This window comes from Aliihoeflea sp. 2WW, from assembly GCF_000497755.1.
Lineage (GTDB): Bacteria > Pseudomonadota > Alphaproteobacteria > Rhizobiales > Rhizobiaceae > Aliihoeflea.
In genome coordinates this window covers 1-16,298 of record NZ_AYOD01000001.1, presented here as the reverse complement: position 1 = coordinate 16,298, position 16,298 = coordinate 1, and the positions used below count along the sequence as shown (strand labels likewise).

The following is a 16,298-nucleotide window of genomic DNA, read 5'->3' as shown; positions in this document are numbered from 1 at the left end:
CTCCCTGATTTTTTCTTGGTCGCTACGTTTGTAACGATTGAAACCCGGGCGGCAACCGATTTGGCCTAAGACTAAAGTCTAAGTTGTGAATTGGTGCGGGCGGCGGGACTCGAACCCGCACGGCCATGGCCTCCGGATTTTAAGTCCGGTGTGTCTACCGGTTCCACCACGCCCGCGCGCTACGCTTCTGTCCCGCTTTGGGGCGAAGCGTCAAGCGGTGGCCTTGCCGTGGCCCGCAGGCTCGGCTATCGCCACGCAGATGCAATCGAAACGAGGCAGACGATGACCAAGCTCATTGCCGCCGTCCTGGCGACGGCCCTTCTGGCCGGCTGCGGGGCCGGGACCCCGATGCGCGTGGAATCGCGCGGAGGCCAGAGCGACGAGGTGCGCGCCGCCGAAATGCGCGCGGCATCGGTCCGCCTCACACAGCGCTCGCGCGGCGCAGACTGAAATCAGGCAGACGCCGGGTCGCGCTGGAACGCCCGCCCGGCGATGCGACGGATGAACGCCACGACCTGGCCCGTCACGGCATATTGCGGCATGTGGCCGATCCCTTCGGCGATTTCAAGATCGAGGCCGGCGACCTTGTCGCGCATCGACAGGCCGTGCCGGCGATAGTTCAGCACCCGGTCCTTGTCGCCGAAAAAGATGCCGATCGGCAGGTCGAGTTCGTCGTAGCGCGCCTCGAACTCCTTGAGGTCGTGCCTGAGCGCGACGAGATCGGTCGAGGTCGCATAGATGTGGCTTGGCCGCATGCCCGCGAGCGCGCCGCCCGCGACGGCGAAATCGGCCGGCGGCTTTTGCGGGCCGAAGACGAAATCGAGCGTGCGCGGCGCATTGCGCGCCGATGTCGGCACCGCCACCGTATTGGCGATCAGCCGCCGCAGCAGCGGGTTGGGAATGTGCAGCGGCGCAAATTCCGGCGGTACCTCGGAATAGTGATGCGTGAGCGGTGAGATAAGCGCCAGCCCGCTGATTTTGCCCGGATGACGCAGCGCCGTGGCAAGCGCGATCGCCCCGCCCAGCGAGTGTCCGACAATCAGCGGCCGGTCGAGTTTCATCGCGTCGATGAAGTGCGCGATGAAATCGGCCTGTTGCGAAAGGCGCCCGTCGCCGCGCGGCCGCGTCGAGTATCCCGAACCCGGCCGGTCGATCGCGATCAGCCGGTAATCCTCGCCGAACTGCTCCATCAGCGGTCGGCGCATGTGGTGCAGATGCCCGCCGAGCCCGTGGATCATCAGGATCGGCCGCCCCTGCCCGCTCTCGACATAGTGAACGTCGTGCCCGTCGACGGTGATGCGCTTGCCCGCCGCCGGCACCAGCTTTTCGGCCTGGCGGGAGATGCGCCGGGTGACGTGCATGAAGAAGCCGGTGACGAGAAGGAGGACGACGACGGCCGTCACCACCAGCCAGAACAGAACCGAAATGAAACCCATGCGCCTCTCCTGAATCGAGCCGCATTTAGGACCTCGCCCCCTCGACGGCAAAGAAAAAAGCGGCAGCGCATCGATTGCCTGCGCGCGGGACAGGGCTTAATCGATACGGGAAACGCATCGGGACCGACATGAGCGAAATCATCACCGCCGCAATGATCGTCATCGGAGACGAGATCCTGTCGGGCCGCACCAAGGACCGCAATATCGGCCACCTCGCCGACGTGCTGACCGCGATCGGCATCGATCTGAAGGAAGTGCGTATCGTCGCCGACGAGGAGGCCGCGATCGTCGAGGCGGTCAATGCGGTGCGCGCGCGCTACACCTACGTCTTCACCACCGGCGGCATCGGCCCGACGCATGACGACATCACGGCCGATTCCATCTCCGCCGCCTTCGCCGTTCCCTGCGGCTACGACGACCGCGCCTTCGCCATGCTTGAATCGCATTATGCCGCGCGCGGCATGGAGTTCACCGAGGCCCGCCGCCGCATGGCGCGCATGCCGCAGGGCGCGACCCACATCGACAACCCGATCTCGATCGCGCCCGGCTTCGTCATCGGCAATGTCCACGTCATGGCGGGTGTCCCCGCGATCTTCCAGGCCATGCTCGACAATGTCGTCCCGACGCTCAAGGGCGGCACCAAGCTCCTCTCCGGCGCCGTCCACTGCCCGCATGGCGAGGGCACGATCGGCGGCCCGCTCGGCGAGATCCAGAAGCGCCATCCCGAGACGATCATCGGCTCCTATCCGAAATACCAGGACGGCTCCTTCTGGACCGAACTCGTGGTGCGCGCGCGCGATCCGCAGAAGCTCGACGCCGCGCTCGCGGAAGTTCGCGCGATGGTCGAGGGTATTTCAGCGAAAGCTTGATATCGATCGAGGCGGGGCGCATCATAGGTGGCCTATCGGTTTGCAATGCAACCCATGGGAGGCTTGGATGAGCTACAAGACGCTACTCGCTGTCCTTCAGGACGAAACCGACGCCCGCCGCGTGCTCGACTGCATCGCGCCGCTTGCCGAACGATTTTCCGCCCACGTCATCGGCGTCCATGCCGAGCCGCTTCCGGTGCCCTACGCGACGCCGATGGGCTTTCCCGACGCAGACTTCATGGTCACCAGCAGCGAGACCAACAAGGAACGCTCCGAGGCGATGCGCCAGATGTTCGACGGGCGCATGTCGCGCTCGGGCCTTTCGGCCGAATGGCGCGCGCTGGAGAGCTTTTCGGGCGACAGCGCGATCTCCTCGCTCGAAAGCGCCCGCGCGGTGGACCTGATCGTGGTGCAGCAGCGCGACCCGTCCTCGCATCTGCCCGGCACCAATGTCGACGCGCTCCTGCTCCAGACCGGGCGCCCGGTGCTCTTCGTGCCCTATGCGATGCCGGTCGACACCCGCTTCGAGACGATCCTGGTCGGCTGGAACGGCACGCGCGAATCCACCCGGGCGGTATTCGACGCCCTGCCCCTGCTCACCACCGCCCGCCAGGTCGAGGTGTTCACCGTCGATCCCGACCGCTATGGCGGCCATGAATCGATGACGGCCGGCGGCCAGATCGCGGCGGCCCTGTCGCGCCATGGCGTGCGGGTCACGGTCCAGAGCCAGCACAAGTCGGAACTGACCCATGGCGAGGCGATCCAGAACCGCGCCGTCGAGCTCGGCGCCGATCTTCTCGTCACTGGCGCCTACAGCCAGTCGAAGCTGAAGGAATTCTTCTTCGGCGGCGTGACCAAGTCGGTGCTGGATTCGATGCCGACCGCGACCTTCATGTCGCGTTAAAACGCCTTGGACAGCCGCATCAGCGCAATGAAATGCGCGAAGGGCGAGCCTGCGTTCCAGGCAAGATAGCGCGGCTCCTCGCGGCCGTGGAACCGCCGCTTGAACGCGGCATGGCCGGCAAGGTTGAACACCTTGCGGTTGACCGCGCCGGACCTATAGAGCCGCTGCAGCATCGCGCGGAACGCCGCGCTTTCGGCAAAGCCGCTCGGCTCGACGTCGCAGAGCGGCGACAGGCCGAGCATCAGCACTTGCTTGCCTTCAGCCTTGAAGACGTCCGCGGCCCGCTTCGTCAGCCCGATCTCGGCATGCGAGGTCGTGTCCGGCAGCTTGCGCTTGAATGCGGTCAGATAGCCGATCACCTCGCCATCGCGGCAGATCGGGTCGAAATAGACGAGGCAGCCGACACGTCCGTCCGGCTCGATCAGCACGAAGCGGCGCATCATCGGCCCGCCCGCTTCCGGCAGCGGCCGGTTGAGAAACGCCATCTCGCGCTTTTTCACGATGCGCGAAGCCCGCCAGCGCTCCGAAAGGTCGCGGATCATCGCCTCGGCGCCCTCGACCTCCTCGGCCTCGGCGATGCGATAGCCCTTCTTCTCCAGCCAGCGCTCCGAATAGCGCACCGTCTCCTTGCGCTTGCCGGAAAAATCGTAGGTCTGAAGATCGAGCGCGCTGTCGATGCCCATCATGGCGACCCTGTAGCCGCGCCCGGCAAGGTGCTGCGCCGTCTCGCGGCGGATTTCGGCAAAGACGGGCGTCTTCGCGGCATCAACGAAGGCGTCGAGCAGCCGCGCCCGGTCCTGCGGCGCGCAGACCGGATCGCCGAGCGCGATCAGCGAGCCCATCTTCGCAGAATGCGCGATATAGCCGCGCGCGTCGCCGAAATGGCGAAGACCGGTCTGCACCGCCGTCGAATAGGCGAGCGAGAAATCGCCATGACGGGAGACAAGCGCAAGCCGTTCGCCTTCGCTCAACGGCGCTTCGGGCAGGTCGGCGAGCTTGCGGTCGAGAAAGCGGTCGATCAGCTTGCGGCTCATGCCGACGCCTCCGGCTTCGCGAAGACCAGCGTTCGGTAGAGCGCGGGACCGATACCCAGCAGCCGGTGGTCATGGAACGCGACCTGGCGGAAACCGAGCCGCTCGACGTGCGGCCGGTAGTCGTAGATCGGATGCTGCGAGGCGAGCCCGAGCAGCCAGAAGAAGCTGAGCCCGAACTTGAGATAGAGCCAGGCGAGAGGCCCGAGCGGACCCGAGGGCGGCGCCATGTCGGCGATCATCAAATGGCCGCCCGGCCGCACATAGGTCGCCGCCTTGGCGAGCACGACCGGCATGTCGTCCGGCCCGAAGACATTGAAGAAGTAGTTGCCGCAGACCGCATCGAAGAGCGGTTCCGAGTCGAGTGCCAGCGCATCGCCGGCGATCAGCTCGGCCGTCAGCCCCTTGCGCGCCATGCGCCGGCGCAGCCTTTCGATCATGCGCGCGGATAAATCGATGGCCGTCACCCGCGCTCCCGCCCGCGCAGCCGCCACCGCATCCTCGCCAGAGCCCGCGCCGAGATAGAGCACCCGGTCACCGGTCTTGAGATAGGCGAGTTCGGCCTGCTTTGCGCGGCGGATCAGCCCGAAGGAATAGAGATTGGCCAGCGTCTCGTAGATGCCGGCGACCGCATCGTAATTGCGGCTCTTGATCTTCTTTTCGGCGATGGGTGCATGCACGCGTGTCGCTGCCTTTCGCGGATCGATCTGGAGTGGCCTTCTATCGCGGGCGGGTGAACTGGCACAACCGCAAGGCGCGAGTGCGGCAAAATGCTTGCCAAGCGCTGTTGAATACGTCTAATTCCGCGCGCATTCCGCCTTTTCAAGCCGCCGCGCCCGGAGTGCCCGCAAAATGTCCCTGCCCGAAAAAGCCTTTCCCGTCTCCTGGGATCAGTTCCACCGCGATTCCCGCGCGCTCGCCTGGCGCCTGTCCGGCATCAACGCCAACTGGCGCGCCATCGTGTGCATCACGCGCGGCGGGCTCGTTCCTGCCGCCGTCATCTCGCGCGAGCTCGGCGTGCGCCTGATCGAGACGGTCTGCGTCGCCTCCTATCACGACTACACCGAACAGGGTGAGCTGAAGGTCCTGAAGGAGATCAACCCGGCGCTGCTCGAGAACGAGGGCAAGGACGTGCTGATCATCGACGACCTGACCGACACCGGCAAGACCGCCGCCATCGTCCGCGCGATGATGCCGAAGGCGCATTTCGCCACCATCTACGCCAAGCCCAAGGGCCGCCCGCTCGTCGACACTTTCGTAACGGAAGTATCGCAGGATACGTGGATCTATTTTCCTTGGGATCTGGGGTTCACCTATCAAAAGCCGATCGCCGAAGGCCACCTCGGCTAGCCGAACCGAAAGCGAAGCGAAACCGGGCGAAACTTGCGCGGACCTTGCGTTTCATCGCAAGAAGCCCCATTTTGGTGCGGTCTCCACGGAGAAAAGGCTTTGAAACTCTCGACTTGAGGAGGATACTCCTTGAGTTGGCAAACGAATCGGACTCGAAACACGACTATGTTCCTCACCCGCCAGACACGCGCGAATGTTGCCGAACGGCTTCGTCGGCTGATCGGCGGTTTGCCTTGCCGCACCCAGGTGGCCGCCCTGCCCTTCCGACGCTCGGACGACGGCTATGAGGTCATGCTCATCACCAGCCGCGGCACCGGCCGCTGGGTCATCCCCAAGGGCTGGCCCGAAGGCGAGGAAGATTTGTGGCATGCCGCCGCGCGCGAGGCCGACGAGGAAGCAGGCGTCGCCGGCGAGATCGAACGCGATGCGCTCGGCCGCTTCTACTATGCCAAGCATCTTGCCCGCGGCCGCGAGTGGCGTTGCGAGGTTCTCGTCTATCCGCTCGAGGTCAAGGACGTGGCCGACAAGTGGCGCGAGAAGAAGAAGCGCCGCCGGCGCTGGTTCCCGGTTCAGGACGCCGCCCGCCTCGTCAACGAGCCCGGTCTTGCCGAGCTGATCGCCAAGTTTGGCGCTCATCCCCGAAAATCTGCCGCCTGACGGTCGCATTTCCTCGTCATATGGGCTAGCCGGCTAACGGGGATCATCCTCGCGCCGCAAAAGCTCTGGATTGACGATGGCCGACACGACGATACGCAAGGACACGCTCGACAAGGATCTGGACAAGCTGGTCCATGTCGAGGAAGCGACGAGCGTCGTCGCGCGCGGCCTCGTCGCACCCGGCCTGTCGCTTCTCTTCCTGGCGATGAGCGCCGTCTTCGCCGCGCTCTACGTCTTCGACGAACCGCGCGCGGTGCTGATCGTCGTCGCTGCCGTCCTCGGCGGTTACATGGCGCTCAACATCGGCGCCAACGACGTCGCCAACAATGTCGGTCCCGCCGTCGGCGCCAAGGCGCTGACCATGGGCGGCGCCATTGCGATTGCCGCGATCTTCGAGAGCGCCGGCGCGCTGATCGGCGGCGGCGATGTCGTCAACACCATCTCGCGCGGCATCATCGACATTTCCTCGGTCGGCAGCCCCGAATTCTTCATCCGCGCCATGATGGCGGCGCTGATCTCCTCGGCGCTCTGGATCAACCTCGCCACCTGGATCGGTGCGCCTGTCTCGACGACGCACTCGGTCGTCGGCGGCGTCATGGGTGCCGGCATCGCGGCGGCAGGCATGTCCGCCGTCAACTGGCCGATGATGGGCGGCATTGCCGCAAGTTGGGTCATCTCGCCCCTTCTCGGAGGAGCCGTCGCGGCCATTTTCCTCGCCTTCATCAAGGAAGCGATCATCTACCGCGAGGACAAGATTGCCGCCGCGCGCCGCTGGGTTCCGGTCCTCGTCGGCATCATGGCCGGCGCTTTCGCAACCTATCTGGCGACCAAGGGCCTGGGTCGTCTCGTCGATTTCTCCGGCCTGCACCTGCTGCTGATCGGCATCGGCTCGGCAATCCTCGCCTGGCTCTGGTCGCGCATCCATGTGCGGCGCCAGTCCGCCGGCATGGAAAATCGCAATCAGTCGCTGCGCAAGCTCTTCAACATCCCGCTGATCTGCTCGGCCGCCCTCCTCTCCTTCGCCCACGGCGCCAACGACGTCGCCAATGCCGTCGGCCCCCTCGCCGCGATCGTCTACACCGCCGAGGCCGGCTCGGTTGCCTCCTCTGTCACGATCCCGCTCTGGGTCATGGTCATCGGCGCCTTCGGCATCTCGCTTGGCCTCGTCCTTTTCGGCCCCAAACTCATCCGAATGGTCGGCGAGCAGATCACCAAGCTCAACCCGATGCGCGCCTTCTGCGTCTCGCTGTCGGCCGCCATCACCGTCATCGTCGCCTCCTGGTTCGGCCTGCCGGTCAGCTCCACCCACATCGCCGTCGGCGCGGTCTTCGGCGTCGGCTTCTTTCGCGAATGGTACACCGCCAACTCACCCCGCCGCCGCCGCTACATGGAGCGCAAGAACGCCCTCCACCGCGCAGCCCGGGGCCAGCTCGCCGAGGACCAGGCGAGCGAAGCCTCGAGCCCGTTCGACGGCAATGGCAATGGCAATGGCAACGGCATCCCCGATGCCGACCGCGACCTCGACGCCGCCCCCGTCTCGACCGAGGAAGCCAAGCGCCGCCGCCTCGTGCGCCGCGCGCACGTCTCCACCATCGTCGCCGCCTGGGTCACCACCGTCCCCGCCGCCGCGCTGCTATCGGCGATGATCTTCCTGGCGTTGAACGCGCTGGCTTGAACCGAGCAGGCACGGCGCCCTACGATCGCACCCCCACCCTTCATCCCTCCCCACAACGGGGAGGGAGTCGCCGGCGTCGCGCCCTTCCTTCAATCCGGGCTCGAGGGTGACAGAGAAATCACCTCGTTCACGCCCTCCCTCCCCCTTGTGGGGAGGGATAAAGGGTGGGGGTACGATGCCGCCAGCCGACCTCTCCAACGCAAAAACCACAGCCAAGCGCGGCTTGCTCTTCTCCCCGTTATCCACACCGGTCCCCACAATATCTAGCGGTCGGCTAACGATCGTAAACGATCCCTTGACGCTCCGACCCGAGTCGCGTTGTTATGATCCTCGTGCGCTCTTTTGGGTTGCACCGAGGCGGGTTTCTTCGGGGTCGGGGTTTTCCTGTAATTGGTTGGATGCAAGTCGGAACGGCGCAAGTCAGCGCCGCGCCGGGCGGGTTTCGGTGCGCAATTTTTCTGCGTTCTGGGTTCGGAATTTTTGATCGTAAACACTATATTTAGTGTTGCAGCGTCAGAGTAACCCAAGATAGAGTTGGGTTCTGGTTTTCGGAATCGGGATACGGGGCAAGCCTCGCCGGTTCGCAAAGCGAGCATGAAGCCCGCGACGAGGATCGGCCAAGCGTAGGATTTTCAAGCGTTTTCGAGGGAACGGGCTTTGGCGCGCGGGGCGTCGGCCGGATGCGGAAATCGGGTTCTTGCGGCAATCGCCCGGCGGCGGCGCAGAACCACAACATATAGACGATGGGACAACACACGATGCGTATCGAACGTCGCTTCACCAAGCCCGGCCAGTCGGCCTATGCGGAAGTCGAATTCCGCAAGGCGGTCAGCGAAATCAAGAACCCGGACGGCTCCATCGTCTTCCGCCTGGCCGACATCGACGTGCCGGCGCAGTTCTCCCAGGTCGCCAGCGACATCCTCGCGCAGAAATATTTCCGCAAGGCCGGCGTGCCCGCGCGGCTGAAAAAGGTCGAGGAAAACGACGTCCCGTCCTTCCTCTGGCGCTCCGTCGCCGACGAAGCCGCCCTCGCCGCCCTGCCCGAGAACGAGCGCTACGGCTCCGAGACCGACGCCCGTCAGGTCTTCGACCGCCTCGCCGGCACCTGGACCTACTGGGGCTGGAAGGGCGGCTATTTCGCCTCCGAGGAAGATGCATCCGCCTTCCGTGACGAGCTCGCCTACATGCTCGCCACCCAGCGCGTCGCGCCGAACTCGCCCCAATGGTTCAACACCGGCCTCCACTGGGCCTATGGCATCGACGGCCCCGGCCAGGGCCATTATTACGTCGACCCGTTCACCGGCAAATTGACCAAGTCGAAGTCCTCCTACGAGCACCCGCAGCCGCATGCTTGCTTCATCCAGGGCGTCGGCGACGACCTCGTCAACGAAGGCGGCATCATGGATCTTTGGGTCCGTGAAGCGCGCCTGTTCAAATACGGCTCCGGCACCGGCTCCAACTTCTCCTATCTGCGCGGCGAAGGCGAGAAGCTGTCGGGCGGCGGGCGCTCGTCCGGCCTGATGTCCTTCCTCAAGATCGGCGACCGCGCCGCCGGCGCCATCAAGTCGGGCGGCACCACCCGCCGCGCCGCCAAGATGGTCGTCGTCGACGTCGACCACCCGGACATCGAGGAATATATCGACTGGAAGGTGAAGGAGGAGCAGAAGGTCGCCTCCCTCGTCACCGGCTCCAAGATCGTCAAGCAGCACCTCGCCGCCATCATGAAGGCCTGCGTCAACTGCGAGGCGGACAATGGCGACTGCTTCGACCCGGCCAAGAACCCGGCGCTGAAGCGCGAGATCAAGGCCGCGAAGAAGAACTTCGTGCCCGAGAACTACGTCAAGCGCGTCATGCAGTTCGCCCGCCAGGGCTACACCGCGATCGAGTTCAAGACCTACGACACGGACTGGGATTCGGAAGCCTATCTCACCGTCTCGGGGCAGAATTCCAACAATTCCGTCTCGCTGAAGGACGACTTCCTGCGCGCCGTCGAGAACGATGCCGACTGGAACCTGACCGCCCGCAAGGATGGCAAGGTGATGAAGACGCTGAAGGCGCGTGATCTTTGGGAGAAGATCGGCCATGCCGCCTGGGCGTCCGCCGATCCGGGCCTGCACTTCAACACCACGATGAACGACTGGCACACCTCGCCGGCCGCGGGTCCGATCCGCGCCTCGAACCCGTGCTCGGAATACATGTTCCTCGACGACACGGCCTGCAACCTCGCCTCGATCAACCTGCTCCCCTATCGCAATCAGGACGGCACGATCGACATCGCGGCCTACGAGCACACGGTCCGCCTGTGGACCATCGTCCTCGAAATCTCGGTGATGATGGCGCAGTTCCCGTCGAAGGAAATCGCGCGCCTGTCCTACGAGTACCGCACGCTCGGCCTCGGCTACGCCAATATCGGCGGCCTCCTGATGACCTCCGGCATTCCCTACGATTCCAAGGAAGGCCGCGCCATCGGCGGCGCGCTGACCGCGATCATGACCGGCGTCTCTTACGCGACCTCGGCCGAAATGGCCGGCGAGCTCGGCGCCTTCCCGGATTACGAGCGCAACGCAGACAACATGCTGCGCGTCATCCGCAACCACCGCCGCGCGGCCCACGGCCTCTCGGATGGCTATGAGGGCCTGTCGGTCAATCCCGTGCCGCTCGTCGCGGAGGATTGCCCGCATGCGGACCTGATCGAGCACGGCAAGCTTGCCTGGGACAACGCGCTGGCGCTCGGCGAAAAGCACGGCTACCGCAACGCGCAGGTCTCCGTCATCGCGCCCACCGGCACGATCGGCCTCGTCATGGATTGCGACACGACCGGCATCGAGCCCGACTTCGCGCTGGTCAAGTTCAAGAAGCTCGCCGGCGGCGGCTACTTCAAGATCATCAACCGCGCCGTTCCGGAAGCCCTTCGCACGCTCGGCTATTCGGAAAGCCAGATCGCCGAGATCGAGGCTTACGCGGTCGGCCACGGCAATCTGAACCAGGCGCCCGGCGTCAACCCCGGCTCGCTCAAGGCCAAGGGCTTCACCGACGAGAAGATCGCCGCGCTCAACGCCGCGACGGCGCAGGCCTTCGACATCAAGTTCATCTTCAACCAGTGGACGCTCGGCGCCGACTGGCTGAAGGAGAATTTCGGCTTCACCGACGAGCAGCTCTCGGACTTCTCCTTCGAGCTCCTGCCCGCGCTTGGCTTTTCCAAGAAGGACATCGAGGCCGCTAACATCCATGTCTGCGGCGCGATGACCCTCGAGGGCGCACCGTTCCTGAAGGACGAGCACCTGCCCGTCTTCGATTGCGCCAATCCCTGCGGCAAGATCGGCAAGCGCTATCTGTCGGTGGAAAGCCACATCCGCATGATGGCGGCCGCCCAGCCCTTCATTTCGGGCGCGATCTCCAAGACCATCAACATGCCGAACGACGCGACGGTGGAGGACTGCAAGGAAGCCTACATGCTGTCGTGGAAGCTGGCGCTGAAGGCCAACGCGCTCTACCGCGACGGTTCCAAGCTCTCCCAGCCGCTCAACGCCTCGCTCATCGCCGATGACGAGGACGAGGCCGACGAGCTCATCGAGGAGCTGATCGCCGCGCCCGCCGCCCAGCAGGCCGCGATCGTCACCGAGAAGATCGTCGAGAAGATCATCGAGCGCGAAGTCCGCTCGCTGCGCGACAAGCTGCCGAACCGCCGCAAGGGCTACACCCAGAAGGCGGTCGTCGGCGGACACAAGGTCTATCTGCGCACCGGCGAGTTCGACGACGGCCGCTTGGGCGAGATCTTCATCGACATGCACAAGGAAGGCGCCGCCTTCCGCGCGATGATGAACAACTTCGCCATCGCCATCTCGATCGGCCTGCAATATGGCGTGCCGCTGGAGGAGTATGTGGAGGCGTTCACCTTCACCAAGTTCGAGCCGGCCGGCATGGTCCAGGGCAACGACGCGATCAAGAACGCGACGTCGATCCTCGACTACGTCTTCCGCGAGTTGGCTGTCTCCTATCTGGAGCGCGGCGACCTCGCCCATGTCGACCAGTCGGACTTCTCCAACACGGCGCTCGGCAAGGGCATTTCCGAAGGCAAGGCCACGCCCTTCTCGCGCGGCCTGACCCGCGGCGCCTCGCCCCTGAAGGTCGTCTCCGGCTCGTCCGACCCCAAGGGCTCGGCCACCGGCGTGCCCGCCGCCGCCCGCCCGGCAACGGCCTCCTACGCCTCCAACGTCCGCTCGATCTCCTCGGGCAACGCCGCCCTCGCCCTCAAGACCGAAGGCGCCACCGCCTTCAAGCGCGACTACGAGGAACGCGCAGCCGAACTCGCCGAGGAAATCGCCGAAGACACCACCGCCCTCTTCACCGACGCGGCAGCCGAAGAAGCCACCGAAGCCAAAGCCCTCGCCGCCCAGCGCCGCGCCAAGTCCATCATGCAGGGCTACACCGGCAACATGTGCACCGAATGCCAGAACTTCACGATGGTGCGGAATGGCACGTGTGAGAAGTGCGATACGTGCGGGGCGACGAGCGGGTGTAGCTGATTGTGAACAACTGAACTTTAGCGTGCAGGATGGATTGTCCTGCACGTTTTCGCATACTAGAACAAAAGGAGAAAGTTTACTCTAAAGGATATTCTTGGAAGCGGGAGGTACTATGCCCAAAGCGAAGCCTGGGTCGCCGGAACCGAATAAACTTCCACGGGCTAAAACAGTAAGCGTAAGCCAGGCCGATTTTCCTGCGCACACGCTTGAAGATGCAACAGCGGTTGCGAAGGCGTTGTTCGAAAACTATGCCGGTGGTCCCGTCGCACCGCACAACGTCGCAATCGCAATGCAACTAAACCCGACAGGTACACAATGGCGGATGATTTCGAGCGCAGCACTTTCGTTTGGGCTTATAACTGGTGGTTGGAGTGCTGAGCGTATCGCACTCACTCCGTTGGGGCGGACAATTCTAGCGCCAACAATCGAAGGCGCAGACCTTGAAGCCAAAAAGCAGGCCCTCCTAACGCCCAAGATTTTGGGCGATTTCTTTAGGAAATATGATCGGAATAGGCTGCCAAAGGACAACATCCTAGTCGAAAGTGGCTTACCCCGCGAAAGGTCCGCTCATTTTCGTGATCTCCTTGTAAAGAATGGGTACTTTTGCGGAGTAATTAGGGATACCTCCGGCGGTGGATTTGTTGCGCTGGAACTTGATCCCCTTAATGGGCATTCGACCCCCGATCGGGACCAGCGCGAAAGTGATCACAAGGATAGCGCTTTACCTCCCGATCAGCTCATTCCAGTCCGGATTCATCTTCTCAATCAGCTCAATCTTCCACTGTCGCGGCCAGCGCTTGAGAGACTTCTCCCGCTGGATGGCATCGCGGATGTCGAAATGCTCCTCGTACCAGACGAGCCGGTGCGCCCCGTAGCGCGCCGTAAAGCGCGAACCGCCGCCACCGCGATGCTCCGGCACCCGGCGTGCGAGGTCGTTCGTCACGCCGATATAGATCGTGCCGCCCTTCTGGCTGGCGAGGATGTAGACGAAGCCGGTCATGGCGCGAAGCTAGCATTGACAACCCGAAAAACTTATCCCCCTCCGCCCAACCTCCCCCATACTCCCTCCCATCGTCCTCATGGGAACCGGTGCGCACCGGGTATCGGGAGGGCGGCGATGACCTCCCCCTGACGGGTGTCGGAACCTGTCAGGCACGTGAGGGGTGAGGAGTGGTCGGCCGAAGGCCGAGAAAAAGCCAACGATTTGGCTTTTTCAACGACGAACGGCCGGAGCCATAGCGTAGGCCGAACAGGCCGGCGTGGTCGCTCGATCATGCGGGAAAAGCCGCGGCGGATGCGATCTTCGGACCGTTCCGCTGTGACCGGCCGAGAGCCAGACAGCCATCGGCGGGGTGCGCGGGTTCGCGCCACTCACAATACCAATCGGAAGGCACGGCCCGCGCGCCCCGCTTCCCGTTCTTTGACAATGGCCGGATGCCGAATGGCAGGCGCGGCGATGACGGAACGCGGCCCCGCGCCGCTGGCCCAAGCCCTGCCACTTTAAGGCGCAGCGCATTGCTGGTACGTCTCGCCGAAATCTCAAACCTTCGCGCCGCCGGCGGTGCGACGAGCCGGACAGCCCCATTGAGCCAGCCGAAATCCCCCGCATCCGACCCGCGCGCCGGCATGTTCTACATGATCGCCACCTGCGCGGTCTTCGCGGTCCAGGACGGCGTCTCGCGGCACGTCGCCGAAAGCGTCAGCGTCTATATGGTGGTCATGCTGCGCTTCTGGTTCTTCGCAGCCCTCGCCATCATGTGGGCGGCGCGCTCGGCCGGCGGTCTGGCGGCGGCGACGCGCACCGCGTTTCCGAAGCTTCAGGCGCTGCGGGCGGTCCTGCTGATCAGCGAAATCTGCCTCATCATGTTCTCCTTCGTCGGCATCGGGCTGATCGCCACCCATGCGGTCTTCATCTGCTATCCGCTCATCATCGCGGCGCTCTCGGTGCCGTTCCTGGGCGAAAGGGTCGGCTGGCGGCGCTGGTCGGCGATCATCGTCGGCTTCGTCGGCGTGCTCGTCATCATCAATCCCGGCGCGTCGGTGCTGACGCCGTGGACGCTGGTGCCGCTCGCCTGCGCGACCCTCTTTGCGGGCTACAGCCTCCTGACGCGCTATGTCGCGCGCAAGGACAGCGCCAATGTCAGCTTTTTCTGGACGGGCGTCTTCGGCGCGATCCTCATCACGCCGCTCGGCCTGTGGCACTGGCAGGCGATCGCGCCCGCCGACGCCGGCTGGATCGGCGCGCTCTGCCTGCTGGCGATCACCGGCAACTGGCTGCTCATCAAGGCCTACGAAGTCGCCGACGCGTCGAGCGTCCAGCCCTTCACCTATTTCCAGTTCCCGTTCGTCTCTGCGGTCGGGCTGCTGGTCTTCGGCGAGGCGCTGAGCATCAACCTCGTCATCGGCGCGACGATCGTCATGGCCGCCGGGCTGTTCACTCTGTGGCGCGAGCGCGTCAAGCGCGTCACAGCGGCAGAGCCCGCGGTGCCGGCCGACCGGCCCTAGTGCCGCCGCGCCTGCACGAGATAGGCGTCGATCGTGGTTTCGCCGAGAAATTTCATCGCCTCGAGCCGGTGCAGTCCCTCGACCAGGACGTAGCGTGCCCCGTCCTCGCGCACCTGGATCGGCGTCTTCAACCCGTTCTCGAGAATGTCCTCGGCCAGCACCCGCGCCGTCGCGGGATGAAGCGTCTTCTTGCGCGCCGTCGGCACATAGACCGCGTCGATCGGGACGGGCTTGGAACGCAGCATGAGGCCTCCTTGCGGGCGCGGGGCGATGCCCGACTAGATCAGGTCGCCCCCGGCGCGGCAAGGTGCGGGAATGGATGCGGCCACATCGGGCCGCATCCGCATGGCGTCAAAGCGTCGCGTTAATGGCGCCGCCGTCGAGCAGGATGTTCTGTCCGACGATATAGCCCGCATAGGCACTGCAGAGGAACGCGCAGGCCGCACCGAACTCCTCGGTCGTGCCGAACCGGCCGGCCGGATTGGCGGAATAGGCGTCCTCGCGGGCCTGGTCGACCGTGATGCCCTTCTGCTTCGCCGTGTTGTTCATCAGCGATTCGATGCGCGCCGTCTCGTGCTGCCCGGGCAGAAGATTGTTGATCGTCACGCCGTGGCGCGCGACCTGGCGTGAGGTGCCGGCGACAAAGCCGGTGAGGCCGCTGCGCGCCGCGCCCGAAAGGCCGAGTGCCGGGATCGGCGCCTTGACGGAGCCGGAGGTGATGTTGACGATCCGCCCCCATTTGCGCTCGATCATGCCCGGCAGGACGGCGGTGATGAGGTGGATCGGCGTCAGCATGTTGGCGCGGATGGCGTTCTGCCATTCATCCTCGCCCCACTCGCTCCAAACGCCGGGGGGCGGACCGCCTGCATTGTTGACGAGGATGTCCGGCGCCGGCGCCGCCTCGAGCAGCTTGGCGCGGCCCTCCGGCGTCGTCACGTCTGCCGCGACCGTCGTCACCTTGACGCCATAACGCTCCGCGATCTCGCCCGCAGTCTTCTCCAGCGCCTCGGCAGAGCGCGCATTGAGCACGATGTCGACGCCCGCCTCGGCCAACTTCTCCGCCGACCCGCGCCCGAGCCCCTTCGACCCGCCGCAAACGATGGCCGTTCGGCCCCTGATTCCCAAGTCCATCTCGTCGTCTCTCCCGCTTCGCAGTCACAGCAATCGCTTCACCCTCCCCTAAAAAGGAAGATGCACACGTGCATTATACCGCCCACGCCCCGAAGCCTACCCCGAGTGCCTGCAATTAGAGGCAAAAGCGCAGAGCCCAAACGCAAAAAGCCGCCCTTTGGGGCGGCGTGTCGGTGTTGTTTTGTTCTTGAGTTTGGTTGCGGGGGCAGGATTT

At 64.6% G+C, this 16,298-nt stretch carries 14 protein-coding genes and 1 tRNA gene; 8 read left to right on the top strand and 7 right to left on the bottom strand.

What is annotated here, in order from left to right; all coding sequences use genetic code 11:
* Positions 1-91: 91 nt before the first annotated feature.
* Positions 92-176, bottom strand: a tRNA-Leu gene (locus ALII_RS0100080).
* A 106-nt stretch (positions 177-282) separates the two neighbouring features.
* Here ALII_RS0100080 and ALII_RS22600 point away from each other — a divergent pair.
* The gene (locus ALII_RS22600) at positions 283-450 is read left to right on the top strand and encodes a hypothetical protein (RefSeq protein WP_161632220.1); all 168 of its coding nucleotides are present in this window, start codon (positions 283-285) and stop codon (positions 448-450) included.
* Positions 451-452: 2 nt separating this feature from the next.
* Here the strand turns inward: ALII_RS22600 and ALII_RS0100070 are convergent, their stop codons facing one another.
* Positions 453-1,436: an alpha/beta fold hydrolase gene (locus ALII_RS0100070; protein ID WP_024585304.1), complete on the bottom strand. Its 984-nt coding sequence runs from the start codon at positions 1,434-1,436 to the stop codon at positions 453-455.
* Positions 1,437-1,564: 128 nt separating this feature from the next.
* Here ALII_RS0100070 and ALII_RS0100065 point away from each other — a divergent pair, with 128 nt between their 5' ends.
* Together ALII_RS0100065 and ALII_RS0100060 are read left to right on the top strand one after the other, a co-directional pair.
* Entirely contained in the window at positions 1,565-2,305 is a 741-nt protein-coding gene (locus ALII_RS0100065) for a competence/damage-inducible protein A (protein WP_024585303.1), read from the top strand.
* A gap of 67 nt (positions 2,306-2,372) precedes the next feature.
* Positions 2,373-3,209, top strand: coding sequence for a universal stress protein (locus tag ALII_RS0100060; protein WP_024585302.1), 837 nt, complete (start codon positions 2,373-2,375; stop codon positions 3,207-3,209).
* Here ALII_RS0100060 and ALII_RS0100055 read toward each other — a convergent pair.
* Both ALII_RS0100055 and ALII_RS0100050 read right to left on the bottom strand, forming a co-directional pair.
* Positions 3,206-4,243, bottom strand: coding sequence for a phosphatidylglycerol lysyltransferase domain-containing protein (locus ALII_RS0100055; protein ID WP_024585301.1), 1,038 nt, complete (start codon positions 4,241-4,243; stop codon positions 3,206-3,208). The two genes, ALII_RS0100060 and ALII_RS0100055, sit on opposite strands and share 4 nt — an antisense overlap.
* Positions 4,240-4,920, bottom strand: coding sequence for a class I SAM-dependent methyltransferase (locus ALII_RS0100050; RefSeq protein ID WP_024585300.1), 681 nt, complete (start codon positions 4,918-4,920; stop codon positions 4,240-4,242). Before ALII_RS0100050 ends, ALII_RS0100055 begins: the two co-directional genes overlap by 4 nt.
* A gap of 172 nt (positions 4,921-5,092) precedes the next feature.
* Between ALII_RS0100050 and gpt the strand changes: the two genes are divergently transcribed.
* From gpt to ALII_RS0100030, 4 genes are all read left to right on the top strand, one after another.
* Positions 5,093-5,590, top strand: a complete 498-nt coding sequence (gene gpt / locus ALII_RS0100045; protein WP_024585299.1) for a xanthine phosphoribosyltransferase — start codon at positions 5,093-5,095, stop codon at positions 5,588-5,590.
* A 165-nt stretch (positions 5,591-5,755) separates the two neighbouring features.
* A complete protein-coding gene (locus ALII_RS0100040) occupies positions 5,756-6,247 on the top strand; it encodes an NUDIX domain-containing protein (protein WP_024585298.1) in 492 nt (163 codons plus the stop codon).
* A 76-nt stretch (positions 6,248-6,323) separates the two neighbouring features.
* The gene (locus ALII_RS0100035) at positions 6,324-7,922 is read left to right on the top strand and encodes an inorganic phosphate transporter (protein ID WP_024585297.1); all 1,599 of its coding nucleotides are present in this window, start codon (positions 6,324-6,326) and stop codon (positions 7,920-7,922) included.
* Between the two features lie 758 nt (positions 7,923-8,680).
* Positions 8,681-12,448 (top strand): vitamin B12-dependent ribonucleotide reductase, encoded by a 3,768-nt coding sequence (locus tag ALII_RS0100030; protein WP_024585296.1) that lies wholly within the window; start codon positions 8,681-8,683, stop codon positions 12,446-12,448.
* Between the two features lie 721 nt (positions 12,449-13,169).
* Here the strand turns inward: ALII_RS0100030 and ALII_RS0100020 are convergent.
* Complete coding sequence (locus tag ALII_RS0100020; RefSeq protein ID WP_024585295.1) at positions 13,170-13,448, bottom strand: GIY-YIG nuclease family protein; 279 nt, start codon at positions 13,446-13,448, stop codon at positions 13,170-13,172.
* A 584-nt stretch (positions 13,449-14,032) separates the two neighbouring features.
* Here ALII_RS0100020 and ALII_RS0100015 point away from each other — a divergent pair.
* Complete coding sequence (locus ALII_RS0100015; RefSeq protein WP_024585294.1) at positions 14,033-14,953, top strand: DMT family transporter; 921 nt, start codon at positions 14,033-14,035, stop codon at positions 14,951-14,953.
* Here the strand turns inward: ALII_RS0100015 and ALII_RS0100010 are convergent.
* Both ALII_RS0100010 and ALII_RS0100005 read right to left on the bottom strand, forming a co-directional pair.
* Entirely contained in the window at positions 14,950-15,198 is a 249-nt protein-coding gene (locus ALII_RS0100010) for a ParB N-terminal domain-containing protein (RefSeq protein ID WP_024585293.1), read from the bottom strand. The two genes, ALII_RS0100015 and ALII_RS0100010, sit on opposite strands and share 4 nt — an antisense overlap.
* A gap of 106 nt (positions 15,199-15,304) precedes the next feature.
* The gene (locus ALII_RS0100005) at positions 15,305-16,084 is read right to left on the bottom strand and encodes an SDR family oxidoreductase (protein WP_024585292.1); all 780 of its coding nucleotides are present in this window, start codon (positions 16,082-16,084) and stop codon (positions 15,305-15,307) included.
* Positions 16,085-16,298 lie beyond the last annotated feature (214 nt).

Bases quoted from the DNA above. Each gene is read 5' to 3' on its own strand.
- ALII_RS22600 (WP_161632220.1), top strand. From the start codon at position 283: ATGACCAAGCTCATTGCCGCCGTCCTGGCGACGGCCCTTCTGGCCGGC.
- ALII_RS0100070 (WP_024585304.1), bottom strand. From the start codon at position 1,436: ATGGGTTTCATTTCGGTTCTGTTCTGGCTGGTGGTGACGGCCGTCGTC.
- ALII_RS0100065 (WP_024585303.1), top strand. From the start codon at position 1,565: ATGAGCGAAATCATCACCGCCGCAATGATCGTCATCGGAGACGAGATC.
- ALII_RS0100060 (WP_024585302.1), top strand. From the start codon at position 2,373: ATGAGCTACAAGACGCTACTCGCTGTCCTTCAGGACGAAACCGACGCC.
- ALII_RS0100055 (WP_024585301.1), bottom strand. From the start codon at position 4,243: ATGAGCCGCAAGCTGATCGACCGCTTTCTCGACCGCAAGCTCGCCGAC.
- gpt (WP_024585299.1), top strand. From the start codon at position 5,093: ATGTCCCTGCCCGAAAAAGCCTTTCCCGTCTCCTGGGATCAGTTCCAC.
- ALII_RS0100040 (WP_024585298.1), top strand. From the start codon at position 5,756: ATGTTCCTCACCCGCCAGACACGCGCGAATGTTGCCGAACGGCTTCGT.
- ALII_RS0100035 (WP_024585297.1), top strand. From the start codon at position 6,324: ATGGCCGACACGACGATACGCAAGGACACGCTCGACAAGGATCTGGAC.
- ALII_RS0100030 (WP_024585296.1), top strand. From the start codon at position 8,681: ATGCGTATCGAACGTCGCTTCACCAAGCCCGGCCAGTCGGCCTATGCG.
- ALII_RS0100020 (WP_024585295.1), bottom strand. From the start codon at position 13,448: ATGACCGGCTTCGTCTACATCCTCGCCAGCCAGAAGGGCGGCACGATC.
- ALII_RS0100010 (WP_024585293.1), bottom strand. From the start codon at position 15,198: ATGCTGCGTTCCAAGCCCGTCCCGATCGACGCGGTCTATGTGCCGACG.
- ALII_RS0100005 (WP_024585292.1), bottom strand. From the start codon at position 16,084: ATGGACTTGGGAATCAGGGGCCGAACGGCCATCGTTTGCGGCGGGTCG.